The following is a 26,725-nucleotide window of genomic DNA, read 5'->3' as shown; positions in this document are numbered from 1 at the left end:
GGCTTAACCCTCCCGGGATGCGTTGCCGGCGTCCTGCTGTTTTTGCTGCCGACCCAATTCGCGTACTGCCATCAGGCTCACACCGGCTACCGCCCCCAGCACGCCGCCGATAAGCCCCGTGGCGGTAGCGGAGCTGTTGCCGCCTTCCGGGCTGGTCACCGACGGTTTTTCAACACGTGGCGTCGGATTTTCCACATTTGCCAGTTGGAAAATCCCCTTGGTAAAGCCGATGCCCTGCTCGTTGCAGCCGTAGCATGGATGTCCGATCCCCACCGGCCAAATGCCGCCGCCAACGTCACAAAACTCCAGCGTCGGGCAGTTGCCATAGGTTTCCGGCCCCTTGCAACCAAGATGATAGAGGCACCATCCCTGCCGATGCCCTTCATCGCCAAACTCTTTGGCAAACCGGCCTGCGTCGAAATGCGGACGACGTTCGCAGTTCTCGTGAATCAGGCGGGCATAAGCAAAGGTGGGACGATTCTGGCTGTCGAGTGCTGGCGCACGCTGATAGGTGATGATGTGCGCCACGGTCGCCAGGAAGTTGTGCGGGTTGGGTGGACAACCGGGAATGTTGATAACGGTTTTACCCGGCAGCACCGCTTGCAAGCTGGCGGCACCTGTTGGGTTGGAACCGCTGGCAGGTACCCCGCCCCAGGCAGAACAAGACCCAATGGCGACGATAGCAGCAGCATGCTCAGCGGCGGCGCGAATGTGCTCGACAATCGGCTTACCGGCCACCATGCAGTAGATGCCGCCATCTTTCAGCGGGATGGAACCGTCTACGACCAGAACATATTTACCTTTGTACTGTTCGATAGCCCGGTGCTTGTTCTCCTCAGCCTGTTCGCCAAACGCGGCAGAGAGGACTTCGTGGTATTCCAGCGAAATAGTATTTAGTAGCAGATTTTCAATGGTCGGGTGGGTGGCTCGTAACAGGGATTCGGTACACCCGGTACATTCCTGAGCGCCAATCCAGATCACCGGCGGACGCTGGGGAGACGTCAGTGACTGTGCCATCTCTGCGGCAGCGGCCTCTTTTAACCCCATGGTGGCGGCAAGTGCTGCACATAGCTTCATAAAATCACGGCGATTGATACCGTGATGGGAAAGCATCATATTTTCCCCATTCATTCTTTATTATTCTCCTGTAGCCAAGTCGGAGTAACACATTTCCGTGTCGGCATAGAATAATGAGGAGAATAACGTCACCGACTTGATCTCTATCAATCGGCCGGGGAATAACCATTCTATTTATGCGTCTTCTGTGAAGTTCTTCGCGACATTCCTTTTTTAAAAGCACCGAGCTGAGATTAAATGAGAAAATATCTCAATGCGTGACAAACACATATTTTTTTGTGATCCAGAATTGCTTAATCGATTTAACTACGCCTTATATCAGTTATAATAAAATTGTCATGATATTGATTTTAAATGATTTAATTAAATCACACCTTTATTGGATTTTATTCTTTAATTATTGATTTATCTTTATCACTCACTTTCACTTCAATCGGTTACTTTAGCTATTTTACTTTTAAAAGTGTAATTGCAGGATAATATTGCTGCCAGTCGCGAAGATAAAAGTGTGCGCTGTGGTGGTTTTTTATTCAGGATTTTGATTATCTCACTGCCATCGTGATTCTACGATGCGGCGTTTTAACATTTCGCGCAATAAAAAAAGCAGCCGGTAATGGCTGCTTTTCTTCAATACGTTGAATGTTATTCGATTCCGCGACTGCGTAGGTAGTCTTCGTAGTTGCCACTGAAATCAACCACTTTGCCTGGCATGATCTCAACAATGCGGGTGGCCAGTGAGCTAACGAATTCACGGTCATGCGACACGAACAGCAACGTTCCCTGATAGAGCTCCAGCGCCATATTAAGCGACTCGATGGATTCCATATCCAGGTGGTTGGTCGGTTCGTCCATCACCAAAATGTTCGGTTTTTGCATCATCAGCTTGCCGAACAGCATCCGCCCTTTTTCCCCTCCGGACAGCACTTTGACTTTTTTACGGATATCGTCCTGAGAAAACAACAGACGACCCAGCACGCTGCGTACCGCCTGCTCGTCATCGTTTTCTTGCTTCCACTGACTCATCCAGTCAAATACAGTCAGTTCATCGTCAAACTCGTACTCATGGTCCTGCGCATAATAGCCAATACGCGCGTTTTCCGACCACTTCACCAGGCCGGATTCCGGCTCCAGTTCACCCACCAGTGTTTTCAGCAAGGTAGATTTACCGATCCCGTTGGTACCCAGAATCGCTACTTTTTCCCCGACTTCCACCAACATTTTTAGCTGGCTGAACAGCGGCCCATTATCAAAACCCTTGGTCAGGCTGTCGATTTCCAGCGCGTTACGGAACAGTTTCTTATCCTGCTCGAAACGAATAAAGGGGTTTTGACGGCTGGAGGCTTTCACCTCTTCCAACTGGATTTTTTCTATCTGGCGCGCACGGGAGGTTGCCTGACGCGACTTGGACGCGTTAGCGCTAAAGCGGCTGACAAACGACTGCAACTCGGCAATCTGCGCTTTCTTCTTAGCGTTATCCGAAAGCAGACGTTCACGCGCCTGCGTTGCCGCGGTCATGTACTCATCGTAATTGCCCGGATAAATGCGCAGTTCGCCATAATCCAGGTCCGCCATGTGGGTACACACCATATTCAGGAAGTGACGGTCATGGGAAATGATGATCATGGTGCTATCGCGTTCGTTCAGCACCTGCTCCAGCCAGCGGATAGTGTCAATGTCCAGGTTGTTAGTCGGTTCGTCCAGCAACAGAATATCCGGGTTGGAAAACAGTGCCTGTGCCAGCAACACACGCAGCTTCCAGCCCGGTGCGACTTCGCTCATCGGCCCATAGTGCTGCTCCAGCGGAATGCCCACGCCCAACAGCAGTTCACCAGCGCGTGACTCAGCACTGTAGCCATCCATTTCGCCGTATTTGACTTCCAGATCGGCCACCCGGTAACCGTCTTCCTCGCTCATTTCGCTCAGCGCATAGATGCGGTCACGTTCTTCCTTCACTTCCCACAGCTCGACGTGACCCATGATTACCGTATCCAGCACGGTATATTGTTCAAACGCGAACTGATCCTGACGCAATTTACCGATCCGCTCATTCGGATCAATCGCGATGTTACCCGCACTCGGTGCCAGATCGCCGCCGAGGATCTTCATAAATGTCGATTTGCCACACCCATTGGCGCCGATCAGACCATAGCGATTACCGCCGCCAAATTTGACAGAAATGTTTTCAAACAACGGCTTACTGCCGAATTGCATCGTAATATTATTGGTTACCAGCACAGCACTTACTCGATTCGGAATGTGATTTGGCGCGCATTATGCCACAAGCGAGACCCAGAATCCCGGCGATTAAAGCACATTTTTTAATCAGATGGAGGGTGGCAGGTCGTCATCTGTGCCAGGCTGACCGGGCACTCATCGAAAACAGGCACGACAGCGCGTAACCGGGCGTACATAATGAACGCTGAGCCCGCTTGCAAAAGGAAAAACCAGATGCCGTCATCACGCCGTTTCAAACAGGTCGATGTATTCAGTCAGCACCCCACTAAAGGCAATCCGCTCGCCGTCATTCTGGACGCCGATGGGCTTAGCGACGAACAAATGCAAGCGATTGCCCGCTGGACTAACTTATCGGAAACCACGTTTGTGCTGGCACCGGATAACCCGGTGGCTGATTATCGGGTACGAATTTTCACCCCACAAAACGAGCTGCCTTTCGCGGGCCACCCTACGCTTGGTACCGCGCACGCGCTATTGGAGTCGGGCCTGACGCCACATGTCCCTCATCAGCTTATCCAGCAGTGTGGCGTTGGTCTGGTACCTGTTGCGATAGGCAATGACGGCCAGCTGGCGTTTCGTGCGCCAGAGGTCACCATGACCGAACTCGACCCTCACCATAACGCGTTACTTGACGCCGCCATCGGTAGCCATTTACGCCATCCGGATCATTGCCCGGTCAATGTCCATATGGGGATACGCTGGCTGACGGTACGAATGGAAAGTGCACGAGCCTGCCTGAATGCCCGTCCAGACGCGGCTCATCTGCAACGCTTGCAGCAACTCGCCCAGACCGATGTCGTGGCAATCTATGGACCACATGACGATAGCACGCCCACCGACTATGAAGTACGCGCCTTCTTTATGCTGAATGATGCCGTAGTGGAAGACCCAGTAACCGGTAGCGCCAACGCCTGTATTGCCCGGGTGATTCAGCATAGTCCGTTACCGGAACAGGCAGACCATCGGCTTGGTTATCGGGTGCGTCAGGGTACCATGCTGTACCGCGATGGCCGGGTTACCGTCTCTTACATTGATGGTCAACCGTGGATCGGCGGTTACAGCACCACCTTGATTGACGGGCACATCACCCTCTGATACCCGCTTTCTGGTGTCACCCACCTGACGACGAGCCTGCCACTGGCGGCTCGTTATTCACGGCCACGCACGACACTCATAAAAATAATGTGACTTTTATCACGAAAAAGTTGAAATGCCGTTTCTTATCCATTATTATCAAAACCGTGATGAACATCACACAAAACACCAACAACAATAATGGAGATACAACATGAATGCATTCATCAGCTTCTTCAAAAAACTTGGCGACATCTACGTTAGCTACTGCGAACGTATCGGCTCTATCATCAGCCCGTTTTAAGATGAACGCCGCAGACTAAAAGCCGCCCACTTCGATCAGGCGGCTTTAGTTTTTTTCACTCCCTTTCAGCAATATCTCCCTGTCACTCTTCAGCCCAGTTCCAATTCCCAGCTACTTTGCTGGCGACGTTTGGTTTTTTTGCTCCTGTGACAACACAATCTCGACATTTTCCATCATCCCTTTATCCTCGTGATCCAGAATATGGCAGTGCAGTACAAATTCGCCGATATAGCGCTGATAGCGGGTTCTTATCAGTATGCGGTAGTAGTTTTGCGGCGTACCCGTCAATTGGCCGGGCAACAAATTGGTTTTGACGAAAATCGTGTCTTTCCACTGCCCTTTCAAACCGGCGAACTGGCTATCGCCATCGGCTTCCGTGACGCCGGGTAGGCTGACATCACGCCCCTGAGGGTCGTAAATCGCGACAATCTGGAACGGGTTCACATGAATATGAAATGGATGACTGACACTGTACGATCGCAGTTCCCATTCTTGCGACGCCCACAGAGGCAACTTTATATCGATGCGGTTGGGGTCATAAGCCTTTATTTGTTTCGGCAACCACACACCGTTCACTTTCTCAACGCCAAAGTCATGGCCGATAGCGAAGATATTGGCTTTATTCGGCTGCGTACCGCCAGCAAAAAAGACGATTTTCTGTTTTGGTTGACCGGCAATCTCTTCATCACTCACATTGCGAGTATGTGGTGCAAACCGGGTGAGATAGATCTGGTTATCACTACGATTGAGGTCATCAATAATGTCCTGCCTCACCGCTTCCGGCATCAGCTTCTGCGCCGAATAGGTCAGTTTCCGACGTAACGTCGGCACAAAATCCTGCACCGCGATATTGTCCGAGCCAGATACGGAAACGAACCCCAGCAAACTGTTTCCCTGAGCCTTACCGGTAATGCTGCCTGTCATGGATTGCGATGGCTGGATCATGCAATAACCGCCAGACTGTGGAAACATCGTCAACAGATCATAACGGTACCCCGGCTGCAGCGTCACCTTATCCGCCGTCAGCGAATGGGCCATGGTTAATCCATCAGCGGCGACCACCTGGAAAGGGACTTTTTCACCAGAGCAGAGCTCGCTAATCAACGTCCCGACATCCTGACGGCGCAACTTGCCCAGATAAGCCTTTCGATGCAATTCGTTGAGGCTCAGGCCCGTCTTTATTTTACGGAATTCCAGATTAATGGTTTCCCTTACGCCGCCGTGAATCAGCCGCCAATGCTCAACCTGCCCGGTGGTGGCTTTAAAGGTCGGCAGTACCACGCCGTTAATGCTGGTCCAGCGGCCGGAGGCCTGCCAGGTGCCAGGACCGAACTGATCGTAATCCTCAATGACCCCCGTCTCGTTGGGGCTGCAATCCCAGTTGATGTTACCCTGCTTATCCCGCTTCAGCTTTCCGTCCCGACCTAAGCAGGCATACTGAATCTGCTGAAACAATACCGTATGCTCCGGGAACGGTTGCTGGCTGTCGGGGTCAATCAGAAGCGTGTCCAAATCGCCATTCGACGACGCGGTAGGCTTGCGGTCACCATGCACAATAAGCGCTCCCGCCATGCCGCTGGAAACCTGTAACGCGGTAGAGCCGTGTCGGTGAGAGTGATACCAGAAAGTACCGGCTGGAATATCCTGCGAGAAGTTGTACTGGTATTCAAAGCTGTTGCCCGGATTCACTGACAACAGCACATTGTCACTGTTGCCTGTCGGGCTGATCCATATACCATGGGCGTGCAGGTTAGTGCCATTAAAGCAGTGGGGTGGGTTGGACAACGCCGATGATGATAGCGAAGTGCCTGAAACCGGTTGTGCCATGGTAGTATGGGAATGCATCAGCATTGATGACGTATTTCCTCTCCCCATTTGATGCGGCTGACAGCTACTATCCACAGGCAAATTATTTTTAAGCAGAATCCTTACCGTATCACCGGGCATAACATCTATCTGTGGTGCAACAAACGGCGCGCCGTTAACCGGTAGTCTATCCGTACTGCCGGTGTATCCACGCAAGTGCACTTTCTGAAAGCGGTTTTGTGACGGGTCATAAATTCTCCCATCCACATACCCGACGTCCAGCTCATAATATTTTTCTCGGTTTCCCTCCTGAACACCGCTAAAGTGATTTTGTAATAACGACCGGACCAATCGCTGCAAATGCGGCGGATTTTCGAATAAAAAGCCTGCCTCTTCATTTTCATTCAATGTACTTTCATTCTCTATCGACACACCATCAGCTCGGCTATCAAATACCAACAATGTCAGCAGGAAAATAAAAAAAAGCCGGGGTATCATTCTGTATCTAATTTTCTCACAGTTTGTCATTTCACCATCCTCATATCTGATTTAATTCTTTATTAATTGAATTTAATAGAAAAATCCCCAACCCACTCCCAAGCCCATCATATAAGGACTATAAATAGAAAAGCGTTGTCATTATTTCCAGGCTGGAAATGCATGTAAGGAAATAAGGAAAGTAAATAACACGATAACACCAGACAATCAGATATCACCCTAAACCACCCAAAGACTCTGTATCGATATCTTTCTACAGACAATAGAAGCTGATAACTGTCTAAAAAGGAGAAAAATTAAGATTAAAAATAATATTGGGGAACAATGCAGTGAGGTAAAGATAATCAAGGCGTAATAATAAGAAAGCCGCGACAGTGCGCGGCTTTCAGTATTACAGAAAGTAGGATTACATCAGTGGCTGCGCCAGTTGTACCAGCGAAATCAGCGGCTGCGGGTAAAGACCCAGCAGCAACACCAGCACCGATGAAATCAGCACCACAACACCGCCTGCGGTCAACGCCCAGTTGCTTGGCGTATCGCGGTTCAGGGTCTGCGGTGCGCTCAGGTACAGACTGACCAGTACGCGCAGATAGTAATACAGACCGATGGCACTCCCTACCACAACAGCGGCACTCAGCCACCACAGGTGAGCGTTAACGCCTACCGCCAGAACATAGAACTTACCGAAGAAGCCCAGCGTCATCGGAATACCGGCCAGTGACAGCATCATCACCGTCATCACCGCAGACAGAATCGGCTTATGCCAGAACAACCCACGGTAAGAGAACAGTGAATCCGCATCCGGACCACGGTACGGGCTGGACATCAGGCTGACCACACCAAACGCGCCCAGACTACTGAACAGGTAACCCGCCAGATACACACCGATGGTTTCCAGTGCCAGCTGATGCGTCTGTACAGCAATCAACGCCACCAGCAGATAACCCAGGTGCGCAATGGAAGAATACCCCAGCAGACGCTTGATGTTGCTCTGCGCCACCGCCATCAGGTTACCAAACAGGATCGATGCAAAAGCAATGATACCCAGCGTAGTGCGTACCGACTCACTATCAACCAGCGGTGCGTACAAGAACAAACGCATTACCGCACCAAAGATAGCGATTTTACTGGCGGTCGCCAGGAAGGTGGAAACCGGTGCCGGAGCACCCTGATAAACATCGGGAGTCCACAGATGGAACGGTACCAGCGACAGCTTGAAGCCCAGACCGACTAGCATCATACCCAGACCAGCCAGCAGCAACGGTGCATGCAGTTGGTGATCACCGAGGCTCTTGCCAAGGCTGGCGAAGCTCAGGCTGCCGGAATCGGCATACACCAGCGCCATACCAAACAGCAGGAATGAGGATGCAGCGGCAGACAGCAGCATGTACTTGATAGCCGCTTCCAGCGAACGCTTCTGGCGGAAGGCATACCCCACCATACCGAACAACGGCAGGGAGATAAGCTCGATACCGATGAAGAACGCGGCCAGATGGTTTGCGCTCGCCAGCAGAATACCGCCCAGCGCCGCAATCAGCACCATCAGGTAGAACTCGTCTTTATTGTCCGGGAAACCTTCCAGCCACGGGTACGCAAAGGTACTGGTCGCCAGGCTCGCTGCCAGCACCAGACCGGTATAGAACATCGAGAAACCATCGACCCGGATAAGCGGAGTCACGTCGGTCGGCCCAACCTGGCCGACCAGATACAGCGACAACAGCGCAATGTTCAGGCCGATGACCGTCAGCGTTGCGTTGATAAAATGGTTGCGTCGCCACGCAATGCACAGCATCACAACCACAACTGTCAATCCGACGATTAACAGTGGCGACATCGCGATCAGTTGTTGAGGAGTTATTGTCATGGCGAATTACAGCCCTGTCGTTGAAATTGTTGAACTCTGAACCGATGACGTAAACCAGTGCTGGATATTCGCCATCGCCGCACTGGACGTGTCCAGAATCGGCTGCGGATAAACACCCAACAACACCAGCAGTACCACCAGCAGCAGAATGAGTGACAGTTCACGTGCGGTCATACCCTGCAGCGGTTCATCCGATTTAGGGGCACCGTAGAATGCACGTTGCATCATCACCAGCGAATACACAGAAGCAAACACCAGACCAAACGTTGAAATCACCGTAATCACCGGCACGACAGGGTAGCTGCCGAACAGGATCATGAATTCGCCAACAAAGTTACCGGTACCCGGCATCCCGAGGGTAGCCACTGCAAAGAACAGCGACAGTGCAGGCAAGTAACGAATACGGCCCCACAATCCGCCCATCTGACGCAAATCGCGCGTGTGCAGACGTTCATACATCTGACCACAGATAATGAACAGACCCGCCGCTGACAGGCCGTGTGCAATCATCTGCACCACCGCACCCTGATAAGCCAGTTGACTGCCGGAGTAGATGGCAATCATCACAAAGCCCATGTGCGATACCGAGGTATAGGCAATAAGGCGTTTGATATCGGTTTGTTTAAAGGCCATCCAGGCGCCGTAGAAAATACCGATAATCCCCAACCACATCGCGATAGGCGCAAAATCATGGGAAGCGTTTGGGAACAGCGGCAGGCTGAATCGCAATAAACCGTAAGCCGCCGTTTTCAGCAGAATACCTGCCAGGTCAACGGAACCTGCGGTCGGTGCCTGGCTGTGCGCATCGGGCAACCAACCATGCAACGGTACTACCGGCATTTTCACCGCGAAAGCGATGAAGAAACCCAGCATCAGTGCGTATTCCAGCCCGTAAGACATCGGGGTCTTCAGCAGACGGGAATAGTCAAAGGTCCATTCGCCAGTGGCGTTATGATGAACGAACACCAACGCCAGAATGGCTATCAACATCACCAGACCACTCGCCTGCGTATAAATAAAGAATTTAGTCGCAGCAGCGATACGCGTTTTACCGTCAGACCCTTTGTGCCCCCACAGCGCGATCAGGAAGTACATCGGCACCAACATCATTTCCCAGAAGAAGAAGAACAGGAACATGTCGATAGCCAGGAAGACACCAATCACCCCGCCGAGGATCCACAGCAAGTTCAGGTGGAAAAAGCCCTGATAGCGTTGAATCTCACGCCAGGAACAGAGGATCGCCAGCACACCCAGCAGGCCGGTCAGCACGACCATCAACAATGACAGACCATCAAGCGCCAGGTGAATAGAGATACCAAAACGCGGTATCCAGTTCAGGATGAACTCCGACTGCCACTGCGGGATGCCCGTCGGTGTCGCCAGCGAAAAGCCGCCTTGCAGCCACAACTGCAATGACAGCGCCAGTGTTAACCCCATTGAGATCAGCGCGATCCAGCGCGGCACACGCGTGCCGAAACGCTCGAGCTGCCAGCACAGCAGGCCGCCGATAAAGGGGATAAGAATCAGCCAAGGTAGTAGCATGGCGTTTTGTGTCCCTAAATTAAAGAAAACGAAAAACTTGCTGCCTGCGGGGCCACGCAATGTTATGTGCCCCGCCCCTCTGCATTACCGCATCGCTTAAACCAGCAACAGCAGCGCCAGTACCACCACAGCGCCGATGCCCATTGATGCGGCATACCAGCGCACCTGCCCGTTCTCGCTGACGACCAGCGCACGGTTACCCCAACGGGTAATAATGGCTGGAATATTCATCAACGCATTCAGCGGGTCACGCTGCAGCAATGTCGCAATGGCCAGATACGGTTTGACGAACACCTTGTCGTACAGCCAGTCGAATCCCCAGGCATGGAACCACCATGTTGAGAAGAAGCGACCCGGTGCACTGTTGGCGACACTGGTCACCAACTGGCGTTTGCCCAGCCACAGTGCGGCTGCCAGTAAAATACCGGCGATAGCTACCACACCAGAGGCGATTTCCAGCGTCATGACCTGACCATGTTCAAGTTCGGTCGTAGCTGGCAGTACGCCATGCAGTGGCAGCGCAATCTGAGCGCCAACGAAGGTGGACAGCACCAGCAGCACCAGCAGCGGCAAGTGATGGGAGATTCCCTTACCTGCGTGGGCTTTGGTTTTTGCTTCACCATGGAACACGATAAAAATCATCCGGAAGGTATACAGCGACGTCATGAACGCGCCCACCAGACCGGCAACTACCAGATTGATATGACCGTTGGCCCAGGCACCAGCCAGGATTTCGTCCTTACTGAAGAAACCGGCCGTTACCATCGGCAATGCCGACAGCGCCGCGCCCCCCACCAGGAAACAGGCATATACCAGCGGAATGGTCTTACGCAGTCCACCCATCTTGAAGATGTTTTGTTCATGATGGCAGGCCAGAATGACCGAGCCGGAGGACAGGAACAGCAGTGCTTTGAAGAACGCATGCGTCATCAGATGGAAGATGGCCGCGTCCCACGCCTGAACACCCAGAGCCAGGAACATATAACCAATCTGGCTCATAGTGGAGTAGGCCAACACACGCTTGATGTCGGTCTGTACCAGTGCGGCGAAACCCGCCAGCAGCAAGGTAATAGCACCCACATTGGCCACCAGATGCAATATATCCGGTGCCAGCAGGAACAGGCCGTGGGTACGAGCTATCAGATATACACCTGCGGTCACCATGGTTGCCGCGTGAATCAACGCGGAAACCGGTGTCGGACCAGCCATCGCATCCGCCAGCCAGGTTTGCAACGGCAACTGAGCCGATTTACCTACCGCGCCACCCAACAGCATCAGCGTTGCCCAGGTGATAGCCGGTGAGCCTTCAGCAAAATGCTGCGGTGCCAGCACCATCAGATCACGGAAGTTCAACGTACCCAATTCGCGATACAGGATGAACAACGCAATCGCCAGGAACACGTCGCCCACACGGGTAACAATGAAGGCTTTCATCGCCGCCGCGCCGTTATTCGGGTTAGTGTAGTAGAAGCCAATCAGCAGGTAACTGCACAGCCCCACCCCTTCCCAGCCGAGGTACATCAGCAACAGGTTGTCTGACAGCACCAGCACAACCATGCTGGCGATGAACAGGTTGGTGTAGGCAAAGAAGCGGGAATACCCCTCTTCACCGCGCATGTACCAGGAAGCAAACAGATGGATGAAGAAGCCCACGCCAGTCACCACCGACAGCATGGTCAACGACAGACCGTCCAACGTCAGCGTAACGCCGATGTCGAACTTGCCTACCGTCATCCAGCTCCACAGGTGCTGACTGAAGAAGGTCACCCCGCCAGGCTGTTGCTGGCTGAGAAAATCCATCACCACGCCGCCGGTAACCAGCGCGGCCAGGCCAATCGACCCCACCCCGATAGTTGCGGAAACATTTTCCGACCAGCGTCCACGAGAGAAAGCCAGTAACAGGAATCCGATCAGCGGAAACAGAATAGTTAAGTAGAGTAAGTTCATCCGCGCATCTCACTGACAGTATCAATATTCAGGGTCTGACGGCGACGATACAGCTGAAGCAGCAACGCCAGACCAATACTGGCCTCCGCTGCGGCCAGCGTAATAGCCAGGATATACATCACCTGACCATCCGATTGCCCCCAGTAACTTCCTGCAACCACAAAAGCCAGCGCCGCAGCATTAATCATGATTTCCAGACAAATCAGCATAAACAGCAGATTGCGACGAATCACCAGCCCGGTCAGCCCCAGCACAAAGAGGATGGCCGCCAACAGCAAACCATGTTGTAGCGGAATCATGCGCGTTCCTCCGTTATTTTCTTATCGGTATCCTGATCTTTGGCAATCAGCTCTCCGCGCTTATCTTCACGGCCAATGTGGAAAGCCACCACCAGACCGGCCAGCAACAGCATCGACGCCAGTTCAACCGCCAGTACATACGGGCCGAACAAACTGATACCCACCGCTTTTGCATCAACCATATTACCGGCGATATTCTGGTCGGTGATGCTGACGATCCCTTTGACGATCACCGCCAGCAGAATCAGAGAAAGCGCCCCCGGCCCTATCCACACAGCAGGCTTCAGCCACAGTTTTTCCTGTTCATCCACCGAATTACCGAGGTTCAGCATCATGACCACGAAGACGAACAACACCATGATGGCACCAGCGTAGACGATTATCTCCAGCGCCCCGGCGAAATACGCACCCAGCGAGAAGAACACACCGGCCACCGCCAGTAACGAAACAATCAGATAAAGTAATGCATGTACTGGATTGGTATGGGTAATGACACGTAGTGTTGCCAGTACCGCAATAATCGCAGTCGCATAAAAAGCGAATTCCATGCTTGGCTCCTTAGGGCAGCAGGCCTTTGACGTCAATGGGTTTGGCTTCGTTTTCGGCTTCGCCCTTCTCTTTCCCATCAACAGCCATACCGGCCATCCGGTAGAAGTTGTATTCCGGATATTTACCCGGCCCCGAGATCAGCAGATCGTCTTTTTCGTACACCAGATCCTGGCGCTTGAACTCACCCATTTCAAAATCAGGGGTCAGCTGAATTGCCGTCGTCGGGCAGGCCTCTTCACACATGCCGCAGAAAATGCAGCGGGAGAAGTTGATGCGGAAAAACTCCGGATACCAACGGCCGTCCTTCATTTCCGCCTTCTGCAGGGAGATACAGCCTACCGGACAGGCTACGGCGCACAGGTTACAGGCGACGCAACGCTCCTGTCCGTCCGGATCACGGGTCAGTACAATACGACCACGGAAGCGCGGCGGTGGATTCACCGGCTCTTCCGGATACATTTTGGTTTCACGCTTTTTAAACGCGTTGGAACCCACCATGCAGATACTGCGTACCTGGGTGCCGAAACCAATCAAAAGTTCTTTCAGTGTCATGGTTTATTCACCCCTATCAAGCGTTGTACAGAATGACCGCAGCGGTCACCAGCAGGTTCAGCAGCGTCAGCGGCAAACATACGCGCCAGCCGAATGCCATCACCTGGTCATAACGCGGACGTGGCAACGACGCACGAATCAGGATGAACATCATCATGAAAAACGCCGTTTTCAACGCAAACCAGACGAACGGAGGCAGGAAAGGACCATGCCAGCCGCCGAAGAACAACGTGACGATAAGCGCAGAGACCGTCACGATACCGATGTATTCACCGACGAAGAACAGACCGAATTTCATCCCGGCGTACTCGATATGGTAGCCGTCCGCCAGTTCCTGTTCCGCTTCCGGTTGGTCAAACGGATGACGGTGACACACCGCCACACCCGCAATCGCAAAGGTGATAAAGCCAAAGAACTGCGGGATGACGTTCCACACGGTGGACTGCGCGTTAACGATATCCGCCATGTTGAACGAACCTGCCTGAGCGACCACGCCCATCAGCGACAATCCGAGGAACACCTCATAGCTCAGTGTTTGCGCCGAAGCACGCACCGCACCCAACAGCGAGTATTTGTTGTTACTCGACCATCCGGCAAACAGCACGGCGTAAACCGCCAGCCCTGCCATCATCAGGAAGAACAACACCCCGATGTTCAGGTTGGCAACCTGCCAGGTTGGGCTAACCGGTACGATAGCGAACGATAGCAGCAGCGACGTAAACGCAATGACCGGTGCCAGCGTGAAAATCACCTTGTCGGCAAACGGCGGCGTCCAGTCCTCTTTGAAGAACATCTTGAGCATGTCCGCCACCAGTTGCAGCGAACCGCCCCAGCCTACGCGGTTAGGCCCGTAACGCCCCTGGAACAGCGCCAGCAAACGGCGCTCCCCCATACTCATCAGCGCACCGCAGCTGACTACGACCAGCAGAATCACAACTGCTTTGCCGACGGTAGCCAGAATATCCAGTACATCCGGAGTCAACCAACTCATTGTGCAGCCTCCCGCAGCATTTCAACGGTCGCACCCGCCAGCACCGGAGCAACGCCCGGGAAGCCCAGCGGCAAACCAATCTGACCCTGACGCAGTTCAGCACTTAACCGCACCGGCAGGCGCAGCGTCTGACCACCACAGGTGATGTCCAGCAGCGCTCCGGCATTAACCCCCAACAACGCGGCATCCGCCTGATTCACGACCGCACAAGCCTGTGGCATACGCTGCTGAATCACACCAGAACGCTGTGACAACTCGTCACTACCAAACAGATTGTAGTAAGGCGCAACCTGCCACTGTCCTTGTTGAGGAGCAAACGGCGCGGGGATCTGGCTGAAGTATGGCAGCGAACCCTCACCGGCTTCGATAAGACGCACGCCCGGATCGCCGTGACGCAAATGTCCGCCCACTTCATCCTGGAATTTGTTCCACGCTTGCGGTGAGTTCCAACCCGGTGCCCAGGCAAACGGCACCTGCTGACGCTCGGCCAACGGACTGTTGTTCCCTTCCATTGAGAAGGCGAACATGGTGTCGCGATCCTGTGGCTGACGCGGCTCATGCACGCTGATGTTGGCGCGCATAGCGGTACGACCACTATAACGATGTGGTTCACGCGCCAGTTTCTGGCCCTGAATGCGGAACGAGGCATCCGGTGCAGCGTCCTTGATTGCCGCCAGTTGCGGCAGCGCGCTGACACAGGCGTCAATAACATGGTCCAGTTGTGTCCAGTCCACCTGACGGCTGTTATAGGTGATATACAGGGAATGCAGCCAACGCCAGCTTTCCAGCATAACCACCTTGCTGTCGTAGTAGGTCGGATCGTAGACCTGGAAGAAGCGCTGTGCACGACCTTCCTGGCTGATGAGCGTACCGTCGCTTTCTGCAAAGCTGGCGGAAGACAGCACCAGACTGGCTTTATCCATGATCGCCGTACGCTGGTGATCCAACACAATCAGATTGGTTGCTTTTGCCAGCGCCGCATCGACACGTGCCGCAGGCGCATGGCGATACAGATCATTTTCCAACACCACCACACTGTCGGCTTCGCCGGTTTCCAACTGAGACAGTGCATCATCCAGCGAACCACCACCGATCATCGCCACACCCATGCTGTTGGCAGCGGCGGCGACAAACGTAATGCCGACGTCGGAACCGCGGGCTTTGAGCGCCTTGGCAACGTTGGCAGCCGCCGCAATTACATCGTCGCTACCGGCATTGGTGCCGGAGATAATCAACGGTTTGCGAGCGCCAGCCAGTGCCTGAACGATGACGTCCACTTTCTGGGTAAGATCAGCAGGTAAATCGCTAACGGCCGGGGCAGCATTGTCGAGTGCATGGGCAATCGCGAAGCCCAGACGCGCCTGTTCTGCTACCGGTGCACGGTAATTCCACGCCGCGATATCATCCAGACGGGTGCTATCGACGTTAGTAACAAACAACGGGTGTTTGGCGTGCTGACCGATATTCAGGATGGCGGCTATCTGCCAGTCAGCGACTTTCTGGGCTGCCGCCAGTTCACGGGCTTTGCCTTTCACCGCCTGACGAACAGCCAGTGCAATACGCGCCCCGGTCTGGGTCAAATCTTCACCCAGCACCAACACAGCGTCATAGCTTTCGATTTCACGCAGAGAAGGCGTACGGACACCACTCTCTTTCAACACTTTCAGCATCAGTTGCAGACGGTTTTGCTCAGCCTGCGATACACCAGTGTAGAAGTTGTCGGCACCGACCAGCTCACGCAACGCGAAGTTGCTTTCTACGCTGGCGCGCGGCGACCCGATACCGATGACACGTTTAGCCTGACGCAACACATCGGCGGCACCTTGCAATGCCTGCTCGGCATTCAGGGCAATCCAGTCATCGCCGCGACGTTGCAACGGCTGACGAGGACGGTCTTTCAGGTTGACGTAGCCATAACCGAAACGACCGCGGTCGCACAGGAAATAATGGTTCACGCTGCCATTATAGCGGTTTTCGATACGGCGCAATTCGCCATAGCGCTCGCCAGGACTGGTGTTACATCCCACGCTGCACTGCTGACAAATGCTCGGCGCGAACTGCATATCCCATTTACGGTTGTAACGTTCAGAATGGGTTTTGTCGGTGAATACCCCTGTCGGGCACACTTCCACCAGGTTGCCGGAAAACTCACTTTCCAACACGCCGTCTTCCGGACGACCGAAATAGACGTTGTCATGCGCACCGTAAACACCCAAATCTTTACCGTCGGCGTAATCCTTGTAATACCGCACGCAACGGTAACAAGCGATACAACGGTTCATCTCATGGGAGATGAACGGGCCAAGATCCTGGTTGTGATGCGTACGCTTGGTGAAACGGTAACGACGGAAGTTATGGCCCGTCATTACGGTCATATCCTGCAGATGACAGTTCCCCCCCTCTTCACAGACCGGACAGTCGTGCGGGTGGTTGGTCATCAGAAATTCCACAATAGTTTTGCGGAACTGCTTTGCTTCGTCATCGTCAATAGCGATATAAGCGCCATCCGACGCTGGCGTCATACAGGACATTACCAGACGACCACGGGTATCTTCCGCGTTCTGATACTGCTTGACCGCACACAGGCGGCAAGCACCGACGCTCCCCAGCGCCGGATGCCAGCAAAAGTAAGGAATATCAAGTCCCAGAGACAGACAAGCCTGCAGCAGGTTATCCGCTCCGTCCACTTCATATTCTTTGCCGTCTACATGAATCGTTGCCATAGTCAGCATGCTTCCATAACAGCCCACCTCAGGCGGGCACTAATCAAAAATTCTGTCTGCGGGATGAATCGACGTTGACTCCCGGCATGATGCTCAACACACCGGGCAACGTGATTACCAGCGCTGTTTCAGCAGGTTGGGCTGAATACCGCCAATCGGTTTGGCGTTACTGACAACCTGTCTGGCGATGCCTGCCTCGAATTCGTCCCGGAAATATTTAATGGCGCTCTGCAACGGTTCGACCGCACCCGGCGCATGCGCGCAGAAGGTGTTACCCGGCCCCAGGAAGCGGCACAATTGTTCCAGCGTTTCAATATCGCCGGGTTGCCCTTCACCACGCTCCAGCGCACGCAAAATCTTCACGCTCCACGGCAAGCCGTCACGACAAGGCGTACACCAGCCGCAAGACTCACGGGCGAAAAACTCTTCCAGATTGCGGGTCAGCGATACCATGTTGATCTCATTATCAACCGCCATCGCCAGCGCCGTACCCAGACGGCTACCCGCCTTACCGATGTTTTCGAAGTCCATCGGTAAGTCGAGATGGGCATCGGTCAGAAAATCGGTACCGGCTCCGCCAGGCTGCCACGCTTTTAAGGTCAGGCCATCGCGCATCCCACCAGCATAGTCTTCCAGGATTTCACGGGCAGTCGTGCCAAACGGCAGTTCCCACAGACCTGGATTTTTCACACGGCCGGAGAAGCCCATCAGTTTGGTGCCGGCATCTTTACTCTTGCCAGCTGACAGCCCCTGATACCACTCAACACCATGCTCAATAATGGCAGGTACGTTGCACAGCGTTTCTACGTTGTTGACGCAGGTGGGTTTACCCCACGCACCAGCAGAAGCTGGGAACGGTGGTTTAGAGCGAGGATTGGCACGACGACCTTCCAGCGAGTTAATAAGCGCTGTTTCTTCGCCGCAAATGTAACGACCCGCACCGGTGTGGACAAACAGCTCAAAATCAAAGCCGGTGCCCATGATATTTTTGCCAAGCAGCCCTGCTTCTGTCGCCTCAGCGATAGCACGACGCAAATTGGCCGCCGCCTCAACGTATTCGCCGCGCAGGAAGATATAACCGCGATAGGCTTTCAGCGCATAAGCACCGATCAACATGCCTTCCACCAGCAGATGCGGCATTTGCTCCATCAGCAGGCGGTCTTTGTAGGTACCCGGTTCCATCTCATCCGCGTTGCACAGCAGGTAGCGGATATTCATGCTTTCATCTTTCGGCATCAGGCTCCACTTAAGACCTGTAGAGAAACCTGCACCACCGCGACCACGCAACCCGGCATCTTTAACCAGGGTGACAACCTCATCCTGTGCCATACCGGTCAGTGCTTTTTTAGCACCGGCATAACCATTTTTACTGCGGTATTCGTCCAACCATACCGGCTGCTTGTCGGCACGCAAGCGCCAGGTCAAAGGATGCTGTTCAGCCGTCAGAACAATGTTTTTACTCATTGATACTGCTCCAGTAACGAATCGAGATCATCAGGCTTCAACTGACTATGGGTGTCTTCGTCGATCATCATCGTCGGCCCCTTGTCGCAGTTCCCCAGACAGCAGGTCGGCAATAATGTGAAACGACCATCAAATGTCGTCTGGCCCGGCTTGATATTCAGCTTTTTCTCCAGCGCAGCCTGAATGCCTTGATAGCCCGTGATGTGGCACACGACGCTGTCGCAGTAGCGGATAACATGGCGGCCTACCGGCTGACGGTAAATCTGGCTATAAAACGTCGCTACGCCTTCCACATCGCTGGCTGGGATACCCAGCACATCAGCAATGGCGTTAATCGCGCCATCCGGTACCCACCCACGCTGTTTCTGTACAATTTTCAGCGCTTCGATAGACGCCGCGCGCGCATCTTCGTAGTGGTGTTTTTCATGCTCGATAGCATCACGCTCTGTGTCACTTAACACAAAAACATCGCTGGCGGCCTGCGCCGGAGCATCGATAGAATCCTGAGTGTTGTTATGGTCGTGCATAATTAGCGGTCCACATCTGACATGACAAAATCAATACTACCGAGGTATACGATCAAGTCGGATACCAGACAGCCACGAATCACCGCCGGGATCTGTTGCAGGTGCGCAAAGCTCGGCGTGCGAATACGGGTTCGGTAACTCATGGTGCTGCCGTCGCTGGTCAGGTAATAACTGTTGATTCCCTTGGTCGCTTCGATCATCTGGAATGATTCGTTAGCCGGCATCACCGGGCCCCAGGAAACCTGCAGGAAGTGGTTAATCAGCGTCTCAATATGTTGCAGCGTGCGCTCTTTCGGTGGCGGCGTAGTCAGCGGATGATCAGCCTTGAACGGACCTTCCGGCATGTTCTTCAGGCACTGTTCCAGAATACGCAGACTCTGACGCAGCTCTTCCACTTTCAGCATGACGCGACTGTAGCAATCACTAACGCCATCACCCACCGGTATCTCAAAGTCGAAGTTTTCATAGCCAGAGTAAGGACGGGCTTTACGCACATCGAATGCGATGCCGGTAGCACGCAGGCCTGCGCCAGTCACACCCCATTCCAACGCTTCTTTAGCGTTGTAAGCGGCAACACCCTGTGAACGCCCTTTCAGAATACTGTTTTGCAGCGCGGCTTTGATGTAGGTGTCCAGACGAGCCGGCATCCAGTCAAGGAACTCACGCAGCAGACGCTCCCAGCCACGCGGCAGGTCATGTGCAACACCGCCGATACGGAACCAGGCCGGGTGCATACGGTAGCCGGTAATCGCTTCGACCAAGTCGTAGATTTTCTGACGATCGGTAAACGCGAAGAACACCGGTGTCATGGCACCGACGTCCTGAATAAAGGTACTGATGTACAGCAGGTGGCTGTTGATACGGAACAGCTCGGACAGCATGACGCGAATCACCTTCACGCGTTCCGGCACCTCTATACCCGCCAGTTTTTCTACCGCCAGCACATAAGGCATTTCATTTACACAACCGCCGAGGTATTCGATACGGTCGGTGTAAGGGATATAACTGTGCCAGGACTGGCGCTCACCCATTTTTTCCGCACCACGGTGGTGATAGCCGATATCAGGAATACAATCGACAATCTCTTCACCATCGAGCTGCAGGATGATACGGAAGGCACCATGCGCAGACGGGTGGTTCGGCCCCAGGTTCAGGAACATGAAGTCTTCGTTATTCGTACCGCGCTTCATCCCCCACTCTTCTGGTTTGAAGGTCAGGGACTCCATCTCCATGTCCTCGCGCTGTTTGGTCAGCACGAAAGGATCGAATTCGGTAGCACGCGCAGGGAAATCCTTGCGCAGCGGGTGGCCCTGCCAGGTCTGCGGCATCATGATGCGCGTCAGGTGGGGGTGACCTTTAAAAGTGATGCCAAACATGTCCCACACTTCACGCTCATACCAGTTGGCGTTAGGGAACAGTTTGGTCAGGGTAGGCATGTTGAGATCGTTTTCAGACAATGCCACTTTCAGCATGATATCGCGGTTACGCTCAATCGAAATAAAGTGGTAGAAAACGGTAAAATCAGCATCCGGCAACCCCTGGCGGTGGGTACGCAGACGTTCGTCCACACCATGCAGGTCAAGCAGCATCACATAGGGTTTAGGCTGTTTTTTCAGGAAAACCACTACATCCAGCAATTGCTCGCGTTTCACCCAAACTACCGGCAGGCCGGTACGGGTTGCCTGGATGGTGAATGCTTCCGGCCCAAAACGGTTACACAGCTCGCCAACGACCGGATCATCCATGTGATCACGGGTTTGCCATGCAGGCAGAGCGACATCGTGCGTCGTTAAATCTGTCATAAATTATGTCACCACAGTAAATGTGCTATTTCTGTGACTGATGATGGCTACACACGTTTATCGTGATATGAATTTACCGTGATCTTACGTAGCCACTACAGCCTTCACTCACAGGGGTCAAATCTCATCAGGAGAACGCAGGTTGGTTACCGCAATGCGCTCGCCTCGTTTACGTTCGCGCTCGGATTGCATGTTCGCGCGGTAAACCCCCTGATCGCCTACCACCCATGACAGAGGACGGCGTTCCTTACCAATAGACTCTTTCAGCAGCAACAGTGCCTGCATGTAGGCTTCCGGACGTGGCGGGCATCCAGGGATGTACACATCGACCGGCAGGAACTTATCAACCCCCTGCACTACGGAATAAATATCGTACATACCGCCGGAATTCGCACAGGCTCCCATGGATATAACCCATTTAGGTGCCAACATCTGGTCGTATAAACGCTGAATGACCGGCGCCATTTTTAAGAACGGCGTACCGGCCACGACCATGAAATCCGCCTGACGCGGTGAAGCACGAATAACTTCGGAACCAAAGCGCGCCACATCGTGCACCGAGGTAAAGGATGTGGCCATTTCTACATAGCAACAGGAAAGACCGAAGTTATAAGGCCACAAGGAATTGCTGCGCCCCCAGTTGACCATGCTGTGCAGCGACTGTTCCAGGTTGCCCATGAAAACGCTGCGATTGACATGCTGCTCAAGCGGATCGCTGACAATCTCTTGCTTCTGGAGGGGGTAACGGTCGTTCTCACCGTCCGGGTCAATGCGGGTGAGCGTATAATCCATCTTCTAAATGCCTCGCTATTACTGCTGATGAGTGTTAGTGGTCTGGGTCACGACATTGGATTTCACGACTTGTCTTTTGGAACGCACAGGCGTCCAGTCCAACGCGCCGATGCGCACCAGATAGACCAAACCAGCCAACAGCACCAAAATGAAAATTGTAGCCTCGACGAAGCCTATCCACCCACTTTCCCGGACAGAAACTGACCAGGCGTAGAGGTAGAGAGCTTCAACGTCGAAAATAACGAAAAACATGGCAACCAGGTAAAACTTGGCAGAAAGGCGCAACCGCGCTGAGCCAACAGAAGCGATACCTGATTCATAAGGGATGTTTTTGTGTCGTGCCCGGGCTCTGCCTCCTAGCAGGAAGCCGCCGAGTAACATAAAGCCGCAGAGACCTACAGCAATGATAACGAATAGCGCAAAAGCCCAGTGATGGGCGAGGACTTCAGTAGTTGTTGACATACTCTTGCTTACTCATCAAAAGTGATCAGACACCTGCTCTTTACTCGGCAGTTTGTCGCCACATCGATTAAAAGGAAGGATTTTTCGCCACAAAAACGCCACAACGTATAAGGTTAAGCAGCGCTTTAATGCGGTCTGATTCCCTGTTATGTAACCTTATTTTCAACGCCACTAAAAATAACAGCACATTACTTTACATGCACGTGGTTTCGTTAACATTTTGTGTGTAACGCGGTAACTAAATCGAGTCAGTCAATCACCTCACGTTAACGATTCCTCCTGCAAAAACCCCTTAAGAGGCTGGGTGACTATACCATTTTCGACAAGAATTCCTGTTCCCCCATAGGGTTAATAGGGGTATTTTTTGATCCAGAACACACTTTTTTCATTTATGTTAGTAAAAAAATTGCGCCAGTTGCTCACCCATTCGCCTTTTCATTCGATCAACATGGCTTTAAAAAAAAAGAAAAGCAGTTTTAATAAAACGGGAACGCAACGACGTGCGGAATAATGATAAGCGGTTGGAAAATGTAGTGATAACCCCTCATCAGTGGGGAAAGCGGGGAGTGAATCGGCGGGGCAAAAACACTATCAAAAGAAACAATCAAAGAACACAACATAGCGAGGCTTATCGCCCCGCCATGTTGATATACTGATAATATCGCGTAACGGATCAGTCGTTGGGCGGCTCACGCATATCGTTTTCTGCCCCAGCGGCGCTCACCGGCAGCAGATGAGACCGCGTACCAGACTCGATAGCGCTGAAAATAGCGTTCGTCAGCTCGTTGTCATGATCCGGATTCTTGCACAGATAGTAGCGAGTATCAGGCAGTTTAGGCAGCCCTTCCTCTTCACCCAACACGCGCAACTCCGGGCTCATCATTTCGACTGAACGAACCGTAATCCCCAGACCTGCTTTCACCGCCGCACGCACGGCAGACAACGTAGAAGCGACATAGGAAATTTTCCACGGAATACCCGCCGCAGTCAGTTGCTCAAGCGCCAGCGTACGGAACGGGCTCGGCTCATCCAGTACCACCAGGGAAACGGTCTCTCCCGGCTGATACTGGTAGTCGGCAGCGCAGTACCACAACGTCGGTGATGTACGCAGCAACACATGGGGTAGATCCTCGGCATTAGACGTAGTAATGACCAGATCAATTTTCCCCTGTTGTAGCATATCCGCCATTTCTGCGCTGCGTTTGATACTGACCGCAATCGACAATTTCGGAAATACGGTAGTCACACGCTGCAGGATGAAAGGCAGAATAGTATCCGCCGTATCATCAGAGGCACCGATAGTCAGCGTACCCTGAATATCGCTATACATCAGTGAGGCGCACGCCTCATCATTAAACTGCAGAATTTTTCTGGCATACCCGAGAAACTGGATGCCATGCTCAGTCAGCAGCTTGTTTCGCCCGTGGCGGGCAAACAGCTCTTTACCAATTAACTGCTCCAGACGCTGCATCTGCTGGCTTACCGCCGACTGTGTTCGACACACAGCGACAGCGGCTGCCGCAAACGTATTCAAATCTGCAACAGCGACGAACGTTCTCAACAGATCGAGATCAAGGTTGAGGACAGGGCGACTTGTATTTGTCATACGGCTCTTCACTTATCTATTTTAATTTTTAACAAACATACCTGGTGTTGATGTTGATGCCCCGACAAAGGCCGGATGCACAATAAAAGACGAACAGTATCGCAGACGAACGGTTACGGCAAAAGGCTATCTCTACTATATTCCTTTCCCCGAATCACCTCTCTCCCCTACCCTCCCTATTTAAGCATCTTATTACGGAATCAGACCATCAAGAAGAACCCTTTTATTATTTTAGATAGTAAAATAAAAATGAAAAAAACACCAGCTATCTCATTGCCCCGAAATTGACTGTCAGCAGATATAAGATTCTGATTGCGCTTACTTTATGAGCCACTGCCATCAAAATATACGACATCTCTTATTTTTCACTTTTGACGCATACTTTGTGCATCATTGATTGTTTGTTTGCTTGAAAAAGACATTACGCACAAAACATCGGCAGACCTTCAAATCACACTATTACGTTTGAAATCTCGATTTAATCCCGCCGCAGAACCCATCAACCAGCCTGATGAATCTGCATCTATCGATGCTCTTGCTGCTAACCTGCCATCCGTAAGCACTCTGCAATCTTCGGGCACAATCACAACTAATACAGTGAGTTACTATCATTCTGTGACACATTTTTTATGTAAAGATTATTTCTTTTTTGTAAAAGAATCAAAAAATACACAAAAATGTCATATGTAACATAAACTTTCATGAAGTTATACGCTGTGAGTTCCAACGGAAAAATAATTATCGTATTTACGGCAAGATAGACCTGTTCTTTTTATTTCCGTGCAGTCATTTACGCTATTCGGTTAAATACTCTGGTTTTTTATTATCAGCGCCTTGGATAGTTTTTATTTCATCACCAATAAGAGAACATTCCGTGCAGCTCCACAAAGAAACATTTGCTTGCGCTTCTGTTATTACCCTATTTAAAAAATGGTTTTTATGACACCAGAACTCATCGACCATTTTATGATACCGGTTTCAGCACTTAAAACAGGTATCTCAATTACGTCAATGAGTGACCGAAATTATTCCCCAGCCTTCACCATAAGATGATTAACGCATCGTTATGCGAGCCAGATCGAATTATCGGACGAAGCCAGATGGTTTTTTTCTGGTCATCTACTTCGGGATGTGGTCGAAAAATAAAAACGCCGCCACAATTTCAGAACATTCCGTTAACAGCAAGTGCTGTTTATCGCCGCCATGTCGAGAATCACGAATCTGGAAGCATCGTCACAGCCATAGTAATGATTCTTCAAAACACACGACGGGAAGAGTACATTAGTGTCGTTAGGCGATTACTCATCAGGAATAGGATCCTGTAAAAGGCTTGTTACATGTCACCGATAGAAAAATCGAAAAAACTGGAAAACGTTTGTTACGATATTCGTGGCCCAGTACTAAAAGAAGCAAAAAGACTGGAAGAAGAAGGCAACAAGGTACTTAAGCTGAATATTGGCAACCCGGCACCTTTTGGGTTTGATGCCCCAGATGAAATTCTGGTGGATGTCATCCGCAATTTGCCAACCGCGCAAGGTTACTGTGACTCAAAAGGGTTGTACTCCGCCCGTAAGGCTATCGTGCAGCACTATCAGGCACGCGATATGCGTGATGTCACGTTGGAAGACGTCTACATCGGTAACGGCGTATCCGAGCTGATTGTCCAGTCAATGCAGGCGTTGCTGAATACCGGTGACGAAATGCTGGTGCCTGCACCGGACTATCCACTGTGGACCGCCGCGGTTTCGCTTTCCAGCGGCAACGCCGTGCACTACCGTTGTGATGAAGAATCCGACTGGTTCCCGGATTTGGATGATATCCGTAGCAAAATCACCCCTCGTACCCGAGGGATCGTCATTATTAACCCGAACAACCCGACCGGAGCGGTATACAGTAAAGAGCTGCTGCTGGAAGTGGTTGAAATCGCGCGTCAGCATAACCTGATCATTTTTGCCGACGAGATTTACGACAAAATCCTTTATGACGACGCCCAGCATCATTCCATTGCCGCACTGGCACCGGATTTGCTGACTGTGACCTTCAACGGCCTGTCCAAGACCTATCGCGTCGCCGGGTTCCGCCAGGGGTGGATGGTGCTCAATGGCCCGAAAAAACACGCCCGCGGTTATATTGAAGGCCTGGAAATGCTGGCATCCATGCGCTTGTGCGCTAATGTGCCGATGCAGCATGCGATCCAGACGGCGCTGGGGGGTTACCAAAGTATCAGTGAATTCATTCATCCAGGCGGGCGCTTGTATGAACAGCGCAATCGTGCCTGGGAACTGATTAACCAGATCCCCGGAGTTTCTTGTGTTAAACCCAATGGCGCGCTGTACATGTTCCCCCGCATTGACGCCAAACGGTTCAATATCCACGACGACCAGAAACTGGTACTGGATTTGCTGCTGCAGGAAAAAGTGCTGCTGGTGCAAGGTACCGCGTTTAACTGGCCGGAACCGGACCACCTGCGTATCGTGACGCTGCCGCGTGTTGATGATCTGGACATGGCAATCAACAAACTGGGCCGTTTCCTGGAAGGGTATCACCAGTAGTGCGCTGCGTCCGGCTCTGCACGGTGCCGGACGCAACCTTCCTCTTATTCTGACCTCTT

General features: G+C 52.4%; 19 protein-coding genes. 2 read left to right on the top strand and 17 right to left on the bottom strand.

Annotated features, from left to right (window positions below):
• Window positions 1–3: 3 nt before the first annotated feature.
• Together hybO and FGI04_RS04860 are read right to left on the bottom strand one after the other, a co-directional pair.
• Window positions 4–1,131, bottom strand: coding sequence for a hydrogenase 2 small subunit (gene hybO, locus FGI04_RS04865; protein WP_071603293.1), 1,128 nt, complete (start codon window positions 1,129–1,131; stop codon window positions 4–6).
• 588 nt (window positions 1,132–1,719) lie between these two features.
• Window positions 1,720–3,312 carry an ABC-F family ATPase gene (locus FGI04_RS04860; RefSeq protein ID WP_038908535.1) on the bottom strand — a complete coding sequence of 531 codons (1,593 nt, stop codon included), beginning with the start codon at window positions 3,310–3,312 and terminating at the stop codon, window positions 1,720–1,722.
• A gap of 213 nt (window positions 3,313–3,525) precedes the next feature.
• Between FGI04_RS04860 and FGI04_RS04855 the strand changes: the two genes are divergently transcribed.
• On the top strand, window positions 3,526–4,407 hold the full coding sequence (locus FGI04_RS04855; RefSeq protein ID WP_407336366.1) for a PhzF family protein: 882 nt from the start codon (window positions 3,526–3,528) through the stop codon (window positions 4,405–4,407).
• Window positions 4,408–4,801: 394 nt separating this feature from the next.
• Here the strand turns inward: FGI04_RS04855 and FGI04_RS04850 are convergent, their stop codons facing one another.
• The 15 genes from FGI04_RS04850 to lrhA all read right to left on the bottom strand — a co-directional run bounded on the left by FGI04_RS04850 (window position 4,802) and on the right by lrhA (window position 24,114).
• Entirely contained in the window at window positions 4,802–6,541 is a 1,740-nt protein-coding gene (locus tag FGI04_RS04850; RefSeq protein ID WP_407336365.1) for a multicopper oxidase family protein, read from the bottom strand.
• An 859-nt stretch (window positions 6,542–7,400) separates the two neighbouring features.
• Entirely contained in the window at window positions 7,401–8,858 is a 1,458-nt protein-coding gene (gene nuoN, locus FGI04_RS04845; protein ID WP_342700416.1) for an NADH-quinone oxidoreductase subunit NuoN, read from the bottom strand.
• A 6-nt stretch (window positions 8,859–8,864) separates the two neighbouring features.
• Window positions 8,865–10,400: an NADH-quinone oxidoreductase subunit M gene (gene nuoM / locus FGI04_RS04840; RefSeq protein WP_038905006.1), complete on the bottom strand. Its 1,536-nt coding sequence runs from the start codon at window positions 10,398–10,400 to the stop codon at window positions 8,865–8,867.
• Window positions 10,401–10,496: 96 nt separating this feature from the next.
• The gene (nuoL, locus tag FGI04_RS04835) at window positions 10,497–12,347 is read right to left on the bottom strand and encodes an NADH-quinone oxidoreductase subunit L (RefSeq protein WP_407336364.1); all 1,851 of its coding nucleotides are present in this window, start codon (window positions 12,345–12,347) and stop codon (window positions 10,497–10,499) included.
• Window positions 12,344–12,646 (bottom strand): NADH-quinone oxidoreductase subunit NuoK, encoded by a 303-nt coding sequence (nuoK, locus tag FGI04_RS04830; RefSeq protein WP_012885391.1) that lies wholly within the window; start codon window positions 12,644–12,646, stop codon window positions 12,344–12,346. Before nuoK ends, nuoL begins: the two co-directional genes overlap by 4 nt.
• On the bottom strand, window positions 12,643–13,194 hold the full coding sequence (gene nuoJ / locus FGI04_RS04825; RefSeq protein WP_016941076.1) for an NADH-quinone oxidoreductase subunit J: 552 nt from the start codon (window positions 13,192–13,194) through the stop codon (window positions 12,643–12,645). The genes nuoK and nuoJ overlap by 4 nt, the downstream gene beginning before the upstream one ends.
• A gap of 10 nt (window positions 13,195–13,204) precedes the next feature.
• Window positions 13,205–13,747 (bottom strand): NADH-quinone oxidoreductase subunit NuoI, encoded by a 543-nt coding sequence (nuoI, locus tag FGI04_RS04820; protein WP_013318702.1) that lies wholly within the window; start codon window positions 13,745–13,747, stop codon window positions 13,205–13,207.
• 16 nt (window positions 13,748–13,763) lie between these two features.
• Complete coding sequence (gene nuoH, locus FGI04_RS04815; protein WP_342700415.1) at window positions 13,764–14,738, bottom strand: NADH-quinone oxidoreductase subunit NuoH; 975 nt, start codon at window positions 14,736–14,738, stop codon at window positions 13,764–13,766.
• On the bottom strand, window positions 14,735–17,461 hold the full coding sequence (nuoG, locus tag FGI04_RS04810; protein WP_342700414.1) for an NADH-quinone oxidoreductase subunit NuoG: 2,727 nt from the start codon (window positions 17,459–17,461) through the stop codon (window positions 14,735–14,737). The genes nuoH and nuoG overlap by 4 nt, the downstream gene beginning before the upstream one ends.
• Before the next feature lie 114 nt (window positions 17,462–17,575).
• A complete protein-coding gene (nuoF, locus tag FGI04_RS04805) occupies window positions 17,576–18,925 on the bottom strand; it encodes an NADH-quinone oxidoreductase subunit NuoF (protein WP_012885395.1) in 1,350 nt (449 codons plus the stop codon).
• Window positions 18,922–19,452 carry an NADH-quinone oxidoreductase subunit NuoE gene (gene nuoE, locus FGI04_RS04800; protein WP_012885396.1) on the bottom strand — a complete coding sequence of 177 codons (531 nt, stop codon included), beginning with the start codon at window positions 19,450–19,452 and terminating at the stop codon, window positions 18,922–18,924. The genes nuoF and nuoE overlap by 4 nt, the downstream gene beginning before the upstream one ends.
• 2 nt (window positions 19,453–19,454) lie before the next feature.
• The gene (gene nuoC, locus FGI04_RS04795; protein WP_168366050.1) at window positions 19,455–21,254 is read right to left on the bottom strand and encodes an NADH-quinone oxidoreductase subunit C/D; all 1,800 of its coding nucleotides are present in this window, start codon (window positions 21,252–21,254) and stop codon (window positions 19,455–19,457) included.
• A gap of 117 nt (window positions 21,255–21,371) precedes the next feature.
• On the bottom strand, window positions 21,372–22,046 hold the full coding sequence (locus tag FGI04_RS04790) for a NuoB/complex I 20 kDa subunit family protein (RefSeq protein ID WP_012885398.1): 675 nt from the start codon (window positions 22,044–22,046) through the stop codon (window positions 21,372–21,374).
• Between the two features lie 18 nt (window positions 22,047–22,064).
• Entirely contained in the window at window positions 22,065–22,508 is a 444-nt protein-coding gene (locus FGI04_RS04785; protein ID WP_012885399.1) for an NADH-quinone oxidoreductase subunit A, read from the bottom strand.
• A 673-nt stretch (window positions 22,509–23,181) separates the two neighbouring features.
• Complete coding sequence (gene lrhA, locus FGI04_RS04780) at window positions 23,182–24,114, bottom strand: transcriptional regulator LrhA (protein ID WP_342700413.1); 933 nt, start codon at window positions 24,112–24,114, stop codon at window positions 23,182–23,184.
• A gap of 1,337 nt (window positions 24,115–25,451) precedes the next feature.
• Here lrhA and FGI04_RS04775 point away from each other — a divergent pair.
• Complete coding sequence (locus FGI04_RS04775) at window positions 25,452–26,666, top strand: pyridoxal phosphate-dependent aminotransferase (protein WP_012885401.1); 1,215 nt, start codon at window positions 25,452–25,454, stop codon at window positions 26,664–26,666.
• Window positions 26,667–26,725 lie beyond the last annotated feature (59 nt).

This window comes from Dickeya ananatis (genome assembly GCF_019464615.1).
GTDB classification, from domain to species: domain Bacteria; phylum Pseudomonadota; class Gammaproteobacteria; order Enterobacterales; family Enterobacteriaceae; genus Dickeya; species Dickeya oryzae.
The sequence above is the reverse complement of the archived record's forward strand: the minus strand, read 5'-3'. Positions and strand labels throughout refer to the sequence as shown.